Below are 15,358 nucleotides of genomic sequence, written 5' to 3' on the forward strand. Positions count from 1 at the left end.
CAAGGGCTAATTGGCCGATCGAAAAATAAACTTCAAAAAAACGTAAAAACGCTTTTTCCGGTCATGGGTTTTGCGGTATTACGAAGACAGACCGCCGAACCCTGCAGCACAGGTGGCGTCCTACGGCCCATTCTTTGTTCGCAGCTCCCTACCCGTAACGACGCGGACCAGGGGAGAACCGGCGGCCACTTCGCGGCGCAGCACCGCTCAGGTATTGCGTCGTCTGGCTCCCACAAAGGTGACCGAGTATGGATGATCAAGGACGCAGCACTTCCTCCAACCAGCCAATCCTTTATGTGCTCGATACCAATGTACTGATTCACGATCCCAACGCTTTGCTCAACTTCGAGGAGCACCACGTCGCTATCCCGATGACGGTGCTGGAGGAGCTCGACAAACTCAAGACGGGCAAACATACGATTGCCGCCGAATGTCGCCAGGCCATCCGCCTGATCGACCAGACCCTGGGCGATGCCTCGCCGGCCGATGTCGAGCAGGGCGTGCCGATCCAGCGCGGCAAGAGCGGCCCCAAGGGCTTCCTGTCGATTCTCATGAGCCCGCGCAACGAGCCCAACCGCCTGCTGCCGGAGAACCTCAACGACAACATCATCATCAACCAGTTGCTCGAGCTGCGTAGCCGGCGCAAGGAACTGGACGTGGTGCTGGTGACCAAAGACATCAACATGCGCCTCAAGGCCCGCGCCTGCGGGATCGCGGCCGAGGACTACAGCACCGACCAGCTGGTGGACGACGTCTCCCTGCTGTCCAAGGGTTACCACAGCGTCACCGGCTCGTTCTGGGACCGCGTCAGCAAGGTCGAGACCCGCCAGGACCATGGCCGCACCTGGCACCGGGTGCAGATGATCGACAACCTGCCGGCCGTGCACATCAACGAGTTCATCATTGACGAGCAGGGCTTCGTCGGCTGGATCAAGGGCATCAAGGATGGCGAGCTGGTGCTGCTCGACCTGCACCAGGAGCCGCTGCTGCACCAGGAAGCCTGGGGCCTCAAGCCGCGTGACATCCACCAGAGCCTGGCGCTGTTCGCCTTGCTCGACCCGGACATTCACCTGGTCAACCTGACCGGCGCGGCCGGTTCCGGCAAGACCATCCTGGCCCTGGCTGCCGCCATCGAGCAGACCATGGTCAGCAAGCGCTACCGGCGCATCATCGCCACCCGCAGCGTGCAGGGGCTGGACCAGGAGATCGGCTTCCTGCCGGGCACTGAAGCAGAAAAAATGGAGCCCTGGCTCGGGGCAATCACCGACAACCTCGAAGCCCTGCACATGGATGACGAAAACACCCATGGCAGCGTCGAGTACATCCTTGAGCGGGTGCCGCTGCAGTTCAAATCGCTGAACTACATTCGCGGTCGCAGCTTCCAGCAGAGCCTGATCCTGATCGATGAATGCCAGAACCTCACCCCGCACCAGATGAAAACCATCATCACCCGTGCCGGCGCCGGTTCCAAAGTGATCTGCCTGGGCAACCTGGCGCAGATCGACACCCCTTACCTGTCCGCCACCAGCTCCGGCCTGACCTACCTGACCGAGCGCTTCAAGGACTTCCCCAACGGCGTGCACATCACCCTGCAGGGCGTACCGCGCTCGATTCTGGCCGAATACGCCGAATCGCACCTGTAACCCGGTACGGAGGTTGCAAAAAGCCCGCATCAGCCGATGCGGGCTTTTTTTATTGCTGGTAATTTCATTTCCAACCGCGGCCAAAAGCACCCCAGCCGGTGAAAATTACGCTCAGTATGCTGTCGTCCTTGTCGAGAATCAGAAGGTAAGGGCTCTGCCCGGTATAACCAATCACTCCCGGCCGAATCTCGGTGACTTCACCTCCACCCGCATTTTTGCGGATCTCGTCGGCTAACTCCTTGCTGAATGTTTTGCCAATGTAGGGAGCAAAGATGGGTTGCATTTTTTCGTAGTCTTTCGCGTTCATGACCATATCGGTGCCTCCTGGCATCAGGTTAGGGTGCGTGCAAGGTTGTTGCATTGGCAGCTTCTACCTGCAGACACATCAGTGTGTAGTAGATGGATATCGCATGTTTAAAGCCCCAGGCAGTGTCCGCGCTTGTCGCTAAGGTCTGACTCAAGGGTTTACAATCGACTGTCCTGAAACAGGAGTAACGCTGTGCTGACCCATCTCGATTCCCAAGGTCGCGCCAACATGGTCGACGTCACCGATAAAGCCGTGACGTCGCGTGAGGCGGTGGCCGAAGCGCGGGTGCGCATGCTCCCGCAAACCCTGCAGATGATCGTCGAAGGCGAACACCCCAAGGGTGACGTGTTTGCCGTGGCGCGCATTGCCGGTATCCAGGCGGCGAAGAAGACCAGCGACCTGATTCCGTTGTGCCACCCGTTGCTGCTGACCAGCGTCAAGGTCGAGCTCCGCGCCGAAGGCAACGACACTGTCTATATCGTCGCCCGTTGCAAGCTGGCCGGGCAGACCGGGGTAGAAATGGAAGCGCTGACCGCTGCCAGCGTCGCGGCCCTGACCATCTATGACATGTGCAAGGCGGTCGACCGCGGCATGATCATCGACGGCGTGCGCGTGCTGGAAAAGCTCGGCGGCAAGAGCGGCCATTACCAGGCGGATGACGTGCAATGAAAATCAAGGTGATGTATTTCGCCCGTTACCGGGAGTTTCTGGGGGTTGATGCCGAAAAGCTCGAGGGTTCGTTCGCTACCCTGGATGACGTACGCAAGGCGCTGGTTGCAAAAGGTGACAAGCATGATGTGCTGCGCGAACAGAACCTGATGTGCGCGCGCAATGAAGAGCTGTGCAAGCTGGACGAGCCGCTTGAAGACGGTGACGAAGTGGCGTTCTTTCCGCCCGTGACTGGAGGCTGAGCATGAGCGTTCGAGTCCAGAGCGAGCCCTTTGACCCGGGGGCTGAAGTCAATGCGATGCACGCGGCCAACGTCGGTGTCGGGGCGGTGGTCGGTTTTGTCGGCTACGTGCGCGACTTCAATGATGGCCAGGACGTGGCGGGGATGTTCCTCGAACATTACCCGGGTATGACCGAAAAGGCCCTGGCCAAGATCGTGGTTGAAGCCGAGCAGCGCTGGCCGCTGCTCAAGGTCGAGGTGCTGCACCGCATTGGCGGCCTGGAACCCGGTGAACCGATCGTTTTTGTCGGTGTTGCCAGTGCCCATCGTCAGGCCGCATTCGATGCCTGCAATTTCATCATGGACTACCTGAAAACCCGCGCGCCGTTCTGGAAGAAGGAACAGACCGGCGACGGCCCGCGCTGGGTCGAGGGCAAGCAGAGTGATGAAGAGGCTGCCGGGCGCTGGTAACCCTGTGGGAGCTGGCTTGCCAGCGATCGAGCGCGTAGCGGTCGCAATGCAGGCAACACCTGATGTGCTGATTGCACTGGCTGCATCGCTGGCAAGCCAGCTCCCACAATGCTTTTGCTTGTTGAATTTTCATACCAAAAAGTCCAGTATGGAATTATAAGTACAAAATAATTCCAGGCCGACCCGCGCCTGCCCCTTTCCCTCTGTCTGGCACCACACCTCCAACAACGAGCGAGAGAGCCCCGTCATGAACAAGTTCACCCTGATCAGCGGCCTGGCCCTGAGTCTGATGGCCAGCAGCAGTCTGTTCGCCGCCGAGAAGACATTGCGCATTGGCATCGAAGCCGCGTACCCGCCGTTCGCATTCAAGACCCCTGACGGCAATATCAGCGGCTTCGACTACGACATCGGCAATGCCCTGTGCGCGCAGATGCAGGTCAAATGCCAGTGGACCGAGCAGGAGTATGACGGCTTGATCCCGTCGCTGAAGGTCAAGAAGATCGATGCGGCGCTGTCGTCGATCACCATCACCGAAGAGCGCAAGCGCTCGGTGGACTTCACCCACAAGTACTACTTCACCTCCGCGCGCCTGGCGATGAAGGAAGGCAGCCAGGTCGACGACCAGTTCGTCAGCCTCAAGGGCAAGCGCATCGGTGTGCAGCGGGCAACTACCACTGACCGTTACGTCACCGAGGTGCTGGCTCCCAAGGGTATCGAGGTGGTGCGCTACACCAGTAACGAAGAGATCTTCATGGACCTGGTTTCCGGGCGTCTGGACGGCGTTTTCGCCGACACCATTCCGCTGGAGCAGGGTTTTCTGAATACCGAGAAGGGCAAAGGCTACGCTTTCGTCGGCCCAGAGCTGAAAGACCCGAGCTATGTGGGTGAAGGCGCGGGTATCGCGGTGCGCAAGGGCAACACGCAACTGGTGACCGAGCTGAACCAGGCCATCGACGCCATTCGCGCCAACGGCGAATACCAGAAGATCCAGGCCAAGTACTTCAAGTCTGATATCTACGGCGACTGATCGCCGCTTTAATCAGGGCCTGGGCGTGATCAGGCCTTGAGTTCCTTCAGGTGCTTGTACACCGTCGCCCGTCCCATCCCCAGCACATTGGCCACATAGTTGGCGGCACTCTTGCCCTTGAACGCGCCCTCGGCGTGCAGGGCCAGTACCAGTTCGCGCTTATGGTCGCGGCTGAGCAGGTTGAGGCTCAGTTGACGTTGGCGCAGCCAGCTGTTGAGGAAGGTGTTGATGCGCTCCTGCCAGTCATCGCGAAACAGCGCATCGGGCTGCGGGATCAGCTTGCTCGGCGACAAGAACAGGTCGAGCGCCGCCTTGGCGTTTTCGAACAGGGAAATATTCAGGTTGATGCACAGCACCGCCAGCGGCTTGCCGGCCGGGTCGCGCAGTACGGTGCTCAGCGAGCGGATCTTCTGACCGTCCCAGTTGAGCTTTTCGTACGGTCCGATGTTGGTCTCGTCAGTACCTTCCTCGAACATGTCCTCCAGCGCCGCATCATCGCCAATCTCGCGCTTGGACAGGTTGTTGGCAATGTAGTCGATCTTCTGGCTGCGCAAATCGTGCAGCACCACTTCGGCGTGGGGGAAGAACAGGGTGGCGATGGCGTCGGCGATGGCCCGGTAGTTGTGCAGGACGGGATCGGCTTGGGGTGTGGGCATTCGGACGGGCTCCAGGCGGTGTCAGCGCCCTTGCGACAGGGCGCTGGGAGTGTGCCGCAATCGCGGCCGGGCGTCACCCTTGCAGGCGGCGCGGCGACAACATCGCAGCGTTGAGGCCAAAGCCCTTGAGGGTGTCAGGCAAGTCTTCACCGCGCACCAGGGCGGCGCTGGCCTGGCCCATGGCCGGCGAGGTCTGGATACCATAGCCGCCTTGCGCGGCCACCCAGAACAGCCCGGGCACCTGCGGATCGAAGCCGGCCACCAGGTCGCCGTCAGCGACGAAGCTGCGCAAGCCGGCCCAGGTACGGGTCGGGCGACGAATGCTCAGGGTGGTGGCTTCTTCGATCTGGTAGATGCCCATGGCGATGTCCAGCTCTTCGGCCTGCACGTCGTGGGGCTCGACCGGGTCGGCATTGGCCGGTGAGCCGAGCAGCATGCCGGCGTCAGGCTTCATGTAGAACGACTCATCGAGGCTGACCAGCATCGGCCAGGCATGGCTGTCGATGCCTTCGGGACCGGCGAAGATGAACGCGGCGCGGCGCTTTGGCTGCAGGCCCAGGGGTTGGGCGCCGGCCAGTTCGCCGACTTTGTCGGCCCAGGCACCGGCAGCGTTGATCAGCACCGGGGCGGTGAAGGTGCCGCGGCTGGTCTGCACGTGCCAGAGGCCGTCGGCGTCGCGGCTCAGGTGTTGTACTTCGCAGTCGCTGTGCACTTCACCCTGCTGGCGACGAATGCCGCGCAGGTAACCCTGGTGCAGGGCGTCGGTGTCGATGTCGCTGGCACTCGGGTCGTACAGGGCGCCATGCACCTTGTCGCGGCGCAGCACCGGCAGGCGCGTGCAGGCTTGCTCGGCGCTGAGCAGCTCGACCTCTGGCACGCAGGCCTTGGCGCTCTGGTACTGACGCTGCAGCTCTTCAGGGTCACCATTGAGATCGACGGTCATTTCCCCGCGCGGGCTGAGCAGCGGGTGCTCGGTAAAACCCGCTGGCGGCTGGTCGAAAAACGCCCGGCTGGCCAGGGTCAGTGCGCGCACTTGCGGGGTGCCATAGGCGGCGGTGTACAGCGCTGCCGAGCGGCCGGTGGAGTGGTAGCCCGGCTGCGACTCGCGCTCAAGCAGCAGTACCCGGCCGTGGCCGGCCAGCCAGAAGCCGGTGGAGGCACCGGCAATACCGGCGCCGATGATGATGAAATCAGCCTGTTGCATGAAGGTTTCCTCAGTCGGCGCGTTGCAGGCGGTACAGGGCGTTGGCCAGGGCGATGTCTTCCAGGCCCAGGCCGATGGAGCGGAAAAAAGCGTGGCGCTGGTAGCCAGGCTTGTGCGCCGCACCACTGATCAATTGCGCCAGATCGCCGACGATCGCATCGGCTTGCCAGCCATGTTGTTCGGCGGCGATGCGCATCTCGCCGGCGCTGCCCGGGGTGGTTACGCGGTAGTCGCAGTAAACGTCCATCTCGCTTAAGGTCGCTGGCGGCACTTCGTGGGCACGCACCGCATTGGTGCTGATGGAGGTGATCAGCGCGGGCTTGCTCAATTGGCGCGGGTCGAGCACCGGCGTGGCGCAGGAGGTGCAGAGCATGATCACGTCGGCATCCAGCACCGCCTGCTCCAGGCTTTCGCTGAGCACCAGGCGCGGGTCGAGATTACTCAGGGCCTGACGCTGTTCGGTCGATTGCCGGCCCAGGCTTGGCGAGTACAGGCGGATGTCCTGCCATGGACGCAGGCTGCGGGCGTAATGCAGGTGGGCGCGGGCAATCGGGCCGCTGCCGATGATGGTCAGGCGCCGGGCCTCGCTGGCTGCCAGGGCATCGACGGCAACGGCGGTAGTGGCGGCGGTGCGCGCGGTGGTCAGTTCACCGGCATCGCACAGCAGCAGCGGCTGGCCGCTGTCCATGGACATCAGCAGGGTCCAGGCGGTGACCAGCGGTCCCTGCTCGCGGACGATATAGGGCGAGGTCTTGACCCCGTACACGCGCTGTTCGGCCAGCACGCCACCGTAGTTGATGAAGTCGCCTTTGCCGGCCGGGAATTCCACCAGTTGCTGGGGCGGTTGTACCGCTTGCCCGGCCGCCAGGTCACGGAACAGGTTGCGCAGGATCTGCGGGACATCCACCTGGGCGAGCAGTTGGCGAGCGTGCTGTTGATCGATGACGAGAGGCGCAGACATGCGAAGCTCCAAATGAACTATTTTGTCTATTATGGACTTTTAGTTTATTTGGGCAATATGCCGAGGTGTAAAAAGCATCGCGGGGCAAGCCCGCTCCTACAGGGTGGTGTAGGAGCGGGCTTGCCCCGCGATTGGTGTTACTGCACTCAGTGATGCTTGCGCGGTACCGGCTTGAGCAACTCGGTCGGCGGCATCTCGCAGCTGATCTTGCGCCCCAGCAGTTCTTCGATGGCTGGCAGCTGGTAGGAGTCATCCTCACCGGCGAAGCTGATCGACACGCCGCTGGTGCCGGCACGACCGGTACGACCAATGCGGTGCACGTAGTCGTCCGGGTCTTCCGGCAGGGTGAAGTTGATCACGTGGCTGATGCCGTCGATGTGGATACCGCGGCCAGCCACGTCAGTGGCCACCAGCACGGTGATGCGCCCTTCGCGAAAACTCTCGAGGGTCTTGATCCGCTTGTGCTGCGGCACGTCGCCCGACAGCTGGGCGGCGTTGACGCCATCGCGCACCAGGCGCTCTTCGATGCGTCGTACTTCGTCCTTGCGGTTGGCAAAGACCATCACCCGTTCCCACTTGTTCTCGGTCACCAGGTTGTACAGCAGCTTGTACTTGTCGCTGCCGGCCACGGCATAGACGTGCTGCTCGACGGTCTCGCTGGCGACGTTCTCCGGCTCGATCTCGACGATGGCAGGGTCGGTGGTCCACTGCTTGGCCAGGTTCATCACGTCTTCGGTGAAGGTTGCCGAGAACAGCAGGGTCTGGCGCTCGCTCTTGGGCGGGGTCTGGCGGATGATCTGCCGCACCTGGGGGATGAAGCCCATGTCGAGCATGCGGTCGGCTTCGTCCAGCACCAGCACCTCGACCATGTCCAGGTGTGCTTCACCGCGCTGGTTGAAGTCCAGCAGGCGGCCCGGGGTGGCGACCAGGATGTCACAGTGGCGGGCTTCGAGGGCCTTGAGCTGCTTGTCGAAGTCCATGCCGCCGACGAAGGTCATGACGTTGAGGCCGGTGTATTTGGTCAGCGCCGCGGCATCCTTGGCGATCTGCACCACCAGCTCGCGGGTCGGGGCGATGATCAGCGCCCGTGGCTCGCCCATGTAGCGCTCTTTCGGCGGCGGGGTCTGCTGCAGCTGGGTGATGATCGAAATCAGGAAGGCTGCGGTCTTGCCGGTACCGGTCTGGGCCCGGCCAATGGCGTCTTTGCCACGCAGGGTGTAGCCCAGCACCTGGGCCTGGATTGGCGTGCAGTACGGGAACCCTAGGTCGTGGATCGCATGCATCAGCTCGGGCGAGAGCTTGAAGTCATGAAAGCGGGTCTTGCCTTCCTGCGGCTCGACGGCGAAGTCTTCGAGCTTCCAGGTGGAGGCGGCGGGCTTTGGCTTGCGCTCACGGCGCGGCTTGGCCTCGGCCGGTTTTTCGGCGCGTGCCGGGGCAGGGTCCACGGCTTCGGTCTTGAGCGGTGCCGACGGGGCAGGGGCCTGGGGTGCTGCGGGCGGCTGCTTCACGGGGGCAGCGGTTTCGGTGGCGAGTTGCTCAACCTCGCTCTTGCCGAACATCTTCTTGAGTGCTTTGAGCACGGTCATCTCATCAATTGGTTAAGGAATGTACGCCGGGCAGTGTAATGCAAGAATCGGGCGCGGCGTAGTGGATTGCACTGACAACTACGGGGAACGCTTCTTTTAGCGCAGGCGCTCGGCCAGCCAGTCGGCGATATCGCGAATTTCTTCCTGCAGCACTTCGTGCTCCATCGGGTACTCGGCCCACTTGGCGCTGACGCCCCAGTTCTTCAGGTGCTCGTAGGCGCTGCGTCCCATGGCCGGTAGCACAACCGGGTCGTACACACCGTGCAGGCACAGGGCCGGGGTGCGTTGCTGGCAGGCGCTCAGTTCGCGTGCCTCGGTGAAAGTCGGGGCATAGGTCGAAAGCGCCAGTACGCCGCCCAGGGCTTCTTGCCACTTTATATAGGCAGTGTGCAGCACCACGGCGCCGCCCTGGGAGAAGCCGGCGAGGATGATCCGCGACAGGGCCACGCCCTTGGCCTGCTCGGCCTTGATCAGTTCGATCACCTGTTCCGCCGATTCGTGCAACTGGTCTTCATCGATGGCTCGCGCCGGGCTCATGGCCTTGATGTCGTACCAGCTGGGCATTGCATAGCCGCCGTTGATGGTCACCGGACGGGTGGGTGCCTGGGGCATGACGAAGCGGGTGGTCAGCAGAACTTCCTGCAGGGCCTCAGCCACCGGCATGAAGTCGTAACGATCGGCCCCCAGGCCGTGCAACCAGATCACACAGGCGTCTGCGGTTTTTTGTGGTTCGAGAATCAGCGGGTGGGTCATGACTGCTCCGAAAGTGTGCGCGCGCTCTTGTTTGCGTGCATGAAATGAAGGCGCGTCGGGTAAATCCGGGAAAAACCTGTCGCAAGGTTGCAAGTTTTCCTATTGACGTTAACTGAAACGCTTTAGCCCTTCAGTGTGGTACGCGCTTTGCTATGAAACTCCAGATGCGAGGTTACACGTTTTGGACGGTAACACCCGTTAGCGGTCCCCAAGGCTGTCACAGAACAGCGCATTGCGCCAATTGACCCAAAAACAAGCCAACACGGGTCGGATGCGCCTCATAAGGGTGCGGTGCAATCCCGGCTCACACAACAAGAGCAAAACTGGAGGTTTGAATGAAGATGTTGAAATCCACACTGGCAGTGGTTACCGCTGCTACCGCGTTGGGTATCAGCGGTTTCGCACAGGCAGGTGCGACCCTGGACGCAGTACAGAAGAAGGGATTCGTTCAATGTGGCGTCAGTGACGGCTTGCCGGGCTTCTCGGTACCGGATGCCAAGGGCAACATCGTCGGTATCGACGCCGACGTCTGCCGCGCGGTCGCCGCTGCGGTGTTCGGCGACGCCAAGAAGGTCAAGTTCAGCCAGCTCAACGCCAAGGAGCGCTTCACCGCGCTGCAATCGGGCGAAGTCGACGTGCTGTCGCGCAACACCACCTGGACCAGCTCGCGCGACGCCGGCATGGGCCTGGTGTTCGCCGGTGTTACCTACTACGACGGCATCGGTTTTCTGGTCAACAAGAAGCTCGGCGTTTCCAGCGCCAAGGAACTGGACGGTGCAACCATCTGCATCCAGGCCGGTACCACCACCGAACTCAACGTCTCCGACTACTTCCGCGCCAACGGCCTGAAATACACCCCGATCACCTTCGACACCTCCGACGAGAGCGCCAAATCGCTGGAATCCGGCCGTTGCGACGTGCTGACCTCGGACAAATCGCAGCTCTACGCACAACGCTCCAAGCTGGCCGCCCCGGCCGATTACGTGGTGCTGCCAGAGACCATCTCCAAGGAGCCGCTGGGCCCGGTGGTGCGCAAAGGCGATGAAGAGTGGTTCAGCATCGTCAAGTGGACCCTGTTCGCCATGCTCAACGCCGAAGAGATGGGCATCAGCTCGAAAAACGTCGAAGCCGAAGCCAAGGCCACCAAGAACCCTGACGTGGCCCGCATGCTCGGCGCCGACGGCGAGTACGGCAAAGACCTGAAACTGCCGAAGGACTGGGTAGTGCAGATCGTCAAGCAGGTCGGCAACTACGGCGAAGTCTTCGAGAAAAACCTGGGCAAGGAAACCCCACTGCAAATCGACCGCGGTCTGAACGCCCTGTGGAACAACGGCGGCATCCAGTACGCGCCACCGGTGCGCTGACGGTTGCGGCCTGCGGCGGCATCCGGCCGCCGCAGGCTGTTCGGTTCCCTTCCTTGCGGGGCATTACATGCAAAATAATATCGGCGCACCCAAGGGACTATCCCTGAGCGATCCACGTGTGCGTGCGTGGCTGTTCCAGATTATCACCGTGGTCGCGGTGGTCGGTCTGGGCTGGTACCTGTTTCACAATACCCAGACCAACCTGCAACACCGCGGGATCACTTCGGGCTTCGACTTTCTCGAACGCAGTGCCGGTTTCGGCATCGCCCAGCACCTGATCCCCTATACCGAACAGGACAGTTATGCGCGGGTGTTCGTTATCGGCCTGCTCAACACCCTGCTGGTAACCTTCATCGGCATCATCCTCGCGACCCTGCTGGGCTTCATCATCGGTGTGGCACGACTGTCACCGAACTGGATGATCAGCAAGCTGGCCACTGTGTATGTCGAGACTTTCCGTAACATCCCACCGCTGCTGCAGATCCTGTTCTGGTACTTCGCGGTGTTCCTGACCCTGCCGGGACCGCGGGGTAGCATCAATCTCAACGACACCTTCTTTATCAGCAACCGGGGCCTGAACATGCCCGGTGCTGCCATGGCCGATGGATTCTGGCCATTCGTCGTCGCCGTCGCACTGGCAATCCTTGCCATTGTGGTAATGGTGCGCCTGGCCAACCGGCGCTTTGAGGCCACCGGCGAGCCGTTCCACAAATTCTGGGTCGGCCTGTTCCTGTTCTTCGGCATTCCGGCGTTGTGCGTGCTGCTGTTCGGCGCGCCGGTGCACTGGGAGATGCCGCAGCTCAAGGGCTTCAACTTCGTCGGCGGCTGGGTATTGATCCCGGAACTGCTGGCGCTGACCCTGGCACTGACCATCTATACCGCAGCGTTCATCGCCGAAATCGTGCGCTCCGGCATCCGTTCGGTGAGCTACGGCCAGACCGAGGCGGCTCGCTCCCTGGGCCTGCGCGAAGGGCCGACGCTGCGCAAGGTGATCATTCCCCAGGCGCTGCGGGTGATCATCCCGCCGCTGACCAGCCAGTACCTGAACCTGGCGAAGAACTCTTCGCTGGCGGCCGGTATCGGCTACCCGGAAATGGTCTCGCTGTTCGCCGGTACCGTGCTTAACCAGACCGGCCAGGCCATCGAGGTGATCGCCATCACCATGAGCGTCTATCTGGCCATCAGCATCAGCATTTCCCTGCTGATGAACTGGTACAACAAGCGCATTGCGCTGATCGAGCGGTGAGGACAAGCGCATGAGTACCCATGTTTTCAAACCTGATATGCCGCCACCGGTCAAAGCCGTCGGCGTAATGGCCTGGATGCGCGCCAACCTGTTCTCCAGCTGGCTCAACACCCTGCTGACGCTGTTTGCCGTGTACCTGGTGTGGCTGATCGTGCCGCCGCTGCTGCAGTGGTCGATCTTCGACGCCAACTGGGTGGGCACCACCCGCGCCGACTGCACCAAGGAGGGCGCCTGCTGGGTGTTCATCCAGCAGCGCTTCGGCCAGTTCATGTACGGTTACTACCCGAGCGAGCTGCGCTGGCGTGTCGACCTGACCGTCTGGCTGGCGGTAATCGGCGCCGCGCCGTTGTTCATCTCGCGCTTCCCGCGCAAGGCGGTTTACGGCCTGGGCTTTCTGGTGCTGTACCCGATCATCGCCTACACCCTGCTGCACGGCGGCTACCTGGGCCTGGCCACGGTACCGACCAACCAGTGGGGCGGGCTGATGCTGACCCTGGTGATCGCCACCGTGGGCATCGTCGGGGCCTTGCCGCTGGGCATCCTGCTGGCGCTGGGGCGGCGTTCGAACATGCCGGCGGTGAAGGTGGTCTGCGTGACCTTCATCGAGTTCTGGCGCGGCGTGCCGCTGATTACCGTGCTGTTCATGTCCTCGGTGATGCTGCCGTTGTTCCTGCCTGAGGGCATGAGCTTCGACAAGCTGCTGCGGGCCATGATCGGGGTGATCCTGTTCCAGTCGGCGTACATCGCCGAAGTGGTGCGTGGCGGCCTGCAGGCTATTCCCAAGGGCCAGTACGAAGCCGCTGCGGCCATGGGCCTGGGCTACTGGCGCTCGATGGGCCTGGTGATTCTGCCGCAAGCCCTGAAGCTGGTAATCCCCGGCATCGTCAACACCTTCATTGCCCTGTTCAAGGACACCAGCCTTGTGATCATCATCGGCCTCTTCGACCTGCTCAACAGCGTCAAGCAGGCAGCTGCCGACCCGACCTGGCTGGGCATGGCGACCGAGGGCTATGTATTTGCCGCCCTGGTTTTCTGGATTTTCTGTTTCGGTATGTCCCGCTACTCCATGCATCTGGAGCGCAAGCTGGACACAGGCCACAAGCGTTAGGAGTGTTCCCATGAGTGAAGCGATCAAACAGCCTGTGAGCCCTGAAGGCATTATTCAGATGCAGGGCGTGAACAAGTGGTACGGCCAGTTCCACGTGCTCAAGGACATCAACCTGAACGTGCGCCAGGGCGAGCGTATCGTGCTGTGCGGGCCGTCGGGCTCGGGCAAGTCGACCACCATCCGCTGCCTCAACCGTCTTGAGGAGCACCAGCAGGGGCGCATCGTCGTCGATGGCGTGGAGCTGACCAACGACCTCAAGCAGATCGAAGCGATCCGCCGCGAAGTCGGCATGGTGTTCCAGCACTTCAACCTGTTCCCGCACCTGACCATCCTGCAGAACTGCACCCTGGCGCCGATGTGGGTGCGCAAGATGCCCAAGCGCAAGGCCGAGGAAATTGCCATGCACTATCTGGAGCGGGTGCGAATTCCGGAGCAGGCCAACAAGTTTCCCGGGCAGCTATCGGGTGGCCAGCAACAACGGGTAGCGATTGCCCGGGCGCTGTGCATGAAGCCGAAGATCATGCTGTTCGACGAACCGACCTCGGCGCTCGACCCTGAGATGGTCAAGGAAGTGCTCGATACCATGGTTGGCCTTGCCGAAGACGGCATGACCATGCTCTGCGTGACCCACGAAATGGGCTTTGCCCGCACCGTGGCGAACCGGGTGATCTTCATGGATAAAGGCGAGATTGTAGAGCAGGCGGCGCCGGACGACTTCTTCGACCGGCCGCAGAATGAGCGGACCAAGTTGTTCCTGAGTCAGATCCTGCACTGACCCCATCGCGGGGCAAGCCCGCTCCCACAGGTAAACCACAAAACCTGTGGGAGCGGGCTTGCCCCGCGATGCTGTTAACCCATCAGTTTTCTTCTTTGGCTGCCGGTGCCGGCGGTGGACGCAAGCCGATTTCAGCAGTCAGCTTCAATTCCTTGCCGTTGCGCATGACCTGAATCGCCACCTTGTCATTGGGCTTGATCCGCGCCACCTGGTTCATCGAGCGGCGACCATCGCCGGCCGGTTCGCCGTTGATGCTGAGGATCACGTCACCCAGCTCCAGGCCGGCCTTCTGCGCCGGGCCATCACGGAAAATCCCCGCCACGACGATGCCCGGACGCCCCTGCATGCCGAACGACTCGGCCAGTTCCTGGCTCAGCGGCTGCACCTCGATCCCCAGCCAGCCACGAATCACCTGGCCGTGCTCGATGATCGACTTCATCACCTCCAGCGCCAGCTTGGTCGGAATGGCAAAGCCGATGCCTTGCGAGCCGCCGGACTTGGAGAAGATCGCCGTGTTGATGCCGGTGAGGTTGCCGTTGGCGTCGACCAGGGCGCCACCGGAGTTGCCCGGGTTGATTGCGGCGTCGGTCTGGATGAAGTCTTCGTAGTTGTTCAGGCCCAGCTGGTTGCGGCCGGTGGCGCTGATGATGCCCATGGTCACGGTCTGGCCGACACCGAAGGGGTTGCCGATGGCCAGGGCGACGTCGCCGATATGGATGTTGTCGGAGCGGCCGATGGTGATCGACGGCAGGTTCTTCAGGTCGATCTTCAGCACCGCGAGGTCGGTTTCCGGGTCGCTGCCGATCACCCGTGCCAGGGTTTCGCGGCCGTCCTTGAGCGCCACCACGATCTGGTCGGCACCGGAGGTCACGTGGTTGTTGGTCAGCAGGTAGCCTTCCGGGCTCATGATCACTGCCGACCCCAGGCTCGACTCCCAGCGGCGCTGCTTGGGCAGGTTGTCGCCAAAGAAGCGGCGGAACTGCGGGTCTTCGAACAGCGGGTGGGCGGTCTTGTTGACCACCTTGGTGGTGTACAGGTTGGCCACCGCGGGGGCGGCGATGCTCACGGCGTCGGCGTAGGACACCGGCCCCTGCATGATCCGCGTGGTTTGCGGGGCTTGCTGCAGGTTGACGTCCTGGCTGGGCAGGCCGACCCACTGCGGAAAGCGCTGGATGACCAACAGGGCGATCAGCACGCCGACCAGCAGCGGCCAGCCAAAGTAACGCAAAGCCTTGAACATTGAACGAATCCTGGGAGTTGGCAGAGGGCCGATGACAGCTGGGAGCGTAAACGCGCGCGATCATACTGCGCTGCGGCTTGTGCAGGAACTGTTAAATCGTCACGAAAACCAACAATGCCAGCCCCCAG

The 15,358-nt window shown here is 61.9% G+C and carries 16 protein-coding genes; 9 read left to right on the forward strand and 7 right to left on the reverse strand.

The features are described 5' to 3' along the window. The first annotated feature begins 248 nt into the window (after window positions 1-248). The gene (locus UB48_RS12075) at window positions 249-1,643 is read left to right on the forward strand and encodes a PhoH family protein (protein ID WP_045197246.1); all 1,395 of its coding nucleotides are present in this window, start codon (window positions 249-251) and stop codon (window positions 1,641-1,643) included. A 64-nt stretch (window positions 1,644-1,707) separates the two neighbouring features. Here UB48_RS12075 and UB48_RS12080 read toward each other — a convergent pair whose 3' ends face one another. Then, entirely contained in the window at window positions 1,708-1,956 is a 249-nt protein-coding gene (locus tag UB48_RS12080; protein WP_045197249.1) for a hypothetical protein, read from the reverse strand. A gap of 186 nt (window positions 1,957-2,142) precedes the next feature. Here UB48_RS12080 and moaC point away from each other — a divergent pair, with 186 nt between their 5' ends. The 4 genes from moaC (at window position 2,143) to UB48_RS12100 (ending at window position 4,337) form a co-directional block, all read left to right on the forward strand. Next, window positions 2,143-2,619, forward strand: a complete 477-nt coding sequence (gene moaC / locus UB48_RS12085; protein WP_045197251.1) for a cyclic pyranopterin monophosphate synthase MoaC — start codon at window positions 2,143-2,145, stop codon at window positions 2,617-2,619. Then, window positions 2,616-2,861: a molybdopterin converting factor subunit 1 gene (moaD, locus tag UB48_RS12090; protein ID WP_045197253.1), complete on the forward strand. Its 246-nt coding sequence runs from the start codon at window positions 2,616-2,618 to the stop codon at window positions 2,859-2,861. The genes moaC and moaD overlap by 4 nt, the downstream gene beginning before the upstream one ends. A 2-nt stretch (window positions 2,862-2,863) precedes the next feature. Continuing rightward, window positions 2,864-3,310, forward strand: coding sequence for a molybdopterin synthase catalytic subunit MoaE (gene moaE, locus UB48_RS12095; protein ID WP_045197255.1), 447 nt, complete (start codon window positions 2,864-2,866; stop codon window positions 3,308-3,310). Window positions 3,311-3,557: 247 nt separating this feature from the next. Continuing rightward, a complete protein-coding gene (locus tag UB48_RS12100; protein ID WP_045197257.1) occupies window positions 3,558-4,337 on the forward strand; it encodes an ABC transporter substrate-binding protein in 780 nt (259 codons plus the stop codon). 29 nt (window positions 4,338-4,366) lie between these two features. On the opposite strand, the gene UB48_RS12105 is transcribed toward UB48_RS12100, so the two are convergent. The 5 genes from UB48_RS12105 to UB48_RS12125 all read right to left on the reverse strand — a co-directional run bounded on the left by UB48_RS12105 (window position 4,367) and on the right by UB48_RS12125 (window position 9,497). Further along, window positions 4,367-4,993, reverse strand: coding sequence for a transcriptional regulator (locus UB48_RS12105; protein WP_045197259.1), 627 nt, complete (start codon window positions 4,991-4,993; stop codon window positions 4,367-4,369). 73 nt (window positions 4,994-5,066) lie between these two features. Continuing rightward, the gene (locus UB48_RS12110; protein ID WP_045197262.1) at window positions 5,067-6,197 is read right to left on the reverse strand and encodes an FAD-binding oxidoreductase; all 1,131 of its coding nucleotides are present in this window, start codon (window positions 6,195-6,197) and stop codon (window positions 5,067-5,069) included. Between the two features lie 10 nt (window positions 6,198-6,207). Next, window positions 6,208-7,158 (reverse strand): ornithine cyclodeaminase family protein, encoded by a 951-nt coding sequence (locus UB48_RS12115; RefSeq protein WP_045197264.1) that lies wholly within the window; start codon window positions 7,156-7,158, stop codon window positions 6,208-6,210. A gap of 146 nt (window positions 7,159-7,304) precedes the next feature. Next, a complete protein-coding gene (gene rhlB / locus UB48_RS12120) occupies window positions 7,305-8,744 on the reverse strand; it encodes an ATP-dependent RNA helicase RhlB (RefSeq protein WP_093379758.1) in 1,440 nt (479 codons plus the stop codon). Between the two features lie 96 nt (window positions 8,745-8,840). Beyond that, window positions 8,841-9,497: an alpha/beta hydrolase gene (locus UB48_RS12125; protein ID WP_045197265.1), complete on the reverse strand. Its 657-nt coding sequence runs from the start codon at window positions 9,495-9,497 to the stop codon at window positions 8,841-8,843. 335 nt (window positions 9,498-9,832) lie between these two features. Here UB48_RS12125 and UB48_RS12130 point away from each other — a divergent pair, with 335 nt between their 5' ends. From UB48_RS12130 to UB48_RS12145, 4 genes are all read left to right on the forward strand, one after another. After that, a complete protein-coding gene (locus UB48_RS12130; RefSeq protein ID WP_038998832.1) occupies window positions 9,833-10,861 on the forward strand; it encodes an amino acid ABC transporter substrate-binding protein in 1,029 nt (342 codons plus the stop codon). Between the two features lie 67 nt (window positions 10,862-10,928). Continuing rightward, window positions 10,929-12,107 (forward strand): amino acid ABC transporter permease, encoded by a 1,179-nt coding sequence (locus tag UB48_RS12135; RefSeq protein WP_045197267.1) that lies wholly within the window; start codon window positions 10,929-10,931, stop codon window positions 12,105-12,107. Between the two features lie 10 nt (window positions 12,108-12,117). After that, on the forward strand, window positions 12,118-13,215 hold the full coding sequence (locus UB48_RS12140; RefSeq protein ID WP_045197269.1) for an amino acid ABC transporter permease: 1,098 nt from the start codon (window positions 12,118-12,120) through the stop codon (window positions 13,213-13,215). A gap of 10 nt (window positions 13,216-13,225) precedes the next feature. Beyond that, window positions 13,226-13,990 carry an amino acid ABC transporter ATP-binding protein gene (locus UB48_RS12145; protein WP_010220739.1) on the forward strand — a complete coding sequence of 255 codons (765 nt, stop codon included), beginning with the start codon at window positions 13,226-13,228 and terminating at the stop codon, window positions 13,988-13,990. 82 nt (window positions 13,991-14,072) lie between these two features. Here UB48_RS12145 and algW read toward each other — a convergent pair whose 3' ends face one another. Then, window positions 14,073-15,230: a Do family serine endopeptidase AlgW gene (algW, locus tag UB48_RS12150; protein WP_010220741.1), complete on the reverse strand. Its 1,158-nt coding sequence runs from the start codon at window positions 15,228-15,230 to the stop codon at window positions 14,073-14,075. Window positions 15,231-15,358: the final 128 nt, after the last annotated feature.

Origin of the sequence: Pseudomonas sp. 2(2015) (assembly GCF_000955865.1) — a bacterium.
Classification (GTDB): domain Bacteria; phylum Pseudomonadota; class Gammaproteobacteria; order Pseudomonadales; family Pseudomonadaceae; genus Aquipseudomonas.

Coding starts and splice junctions, on each gene's coding strand:
- UB48_RS12075 (WP_045197246.1), top strand. CDS start 249: ATGGATGATCAAGGACGCAGCACTTCCTCCAACCAGCCAATCCTTTAT.
- UB48_RS12080 (WP_045197249.1), bottom strand. CDS start 1,956: ATGGTCATGAACGCGAAAGACTACGAAAAAATGCAACCCATCTTTGCT.
- moaD (WP_045197253.1), top strand. CDS start 2,616: ATGAAAATCAAGGTGATGTATTTCGCCCGTTACCGGGAGTTTCTGGGG.
- moaE (WP_045197255.1), top strand. CDS start 2,864: ATGAGCGTTCGAGTCCAGAGCGAGCCCTTTGACCCGGGGGCTGAAGTC.
- UB48_RS12100 (WP_045197257.1), top strand. CDS start 3,558: ATGAACAAGTTCACCCTGATCAGCGGCCTGGCCCTGAGTCTGATGGCC.
- UB48_RS12105 (WP_045197259.1), bottom strand. CDS start 4,993: ATGCCCACACCCCAAGCCGATCCCGTCCTGCACAACTACCGGGCCATC.
- UB48_RS12110 (WP_045197262.1), bottom strand. CDS start 6,197: ATGCAACAGGCTGATTTCATCATCATCGGCGCCGGTATTGCCGGTGCC.
- UB48_RS12115 (WP_045197264.1), bottom strand. CDS start 7,158: ATGTCTGCGCCTCTCGTCATCGATCAACAGCACGCTCGCCAACTGCTC.
- rhlB (WP_093379758.1), bottom strand. CDS start 8,744: ATGACCGTGCTCAAAGCACTCAAGAAGATGTTCGGCAAGAGCGAGGTT.
- UB48_RS12125 (WP_045197265.1), bottom strand. CDS start 9,497: ATGACCCACCCGCTGATTCTCGAACCACAAAAAACCGCAGACGCCTGT.
- UB48_RS12130 (WP_038998832.1), top strand. CDS start 9,833: ATGAAGATGTTGAAATCCACACTGGCAGTGGTTACCGCTGCTACCGCG.
- UB48_RS12135 (WP_045197267.1), top strand. CDS start 10,929: ATGCAAAATAATATCGGCGCACCCAAGGGACTATCCCTGAGCGATCCA.
- UB48_RS12140 (WP_045197269.1), top strand. CDS start 12,118: ATGAGTACCCATGTTTTCAAACCTGATATGCCGCCACCGGTCAAAGCC.
- UB48_RS12145 (WP_010220739.1), top strand. CDS start 13,226: ATGAGTGAAGCGATCAAACAGCCTGTGAGCCCTGAAGGCATTATTCAG.
- algW (WP_010220741.1), bottom strand. CDS start 15,230: ATGTTCAAGGCTTTGCGTTACTTTGGCTGGCCGCTGCTGGTCGGCGTG.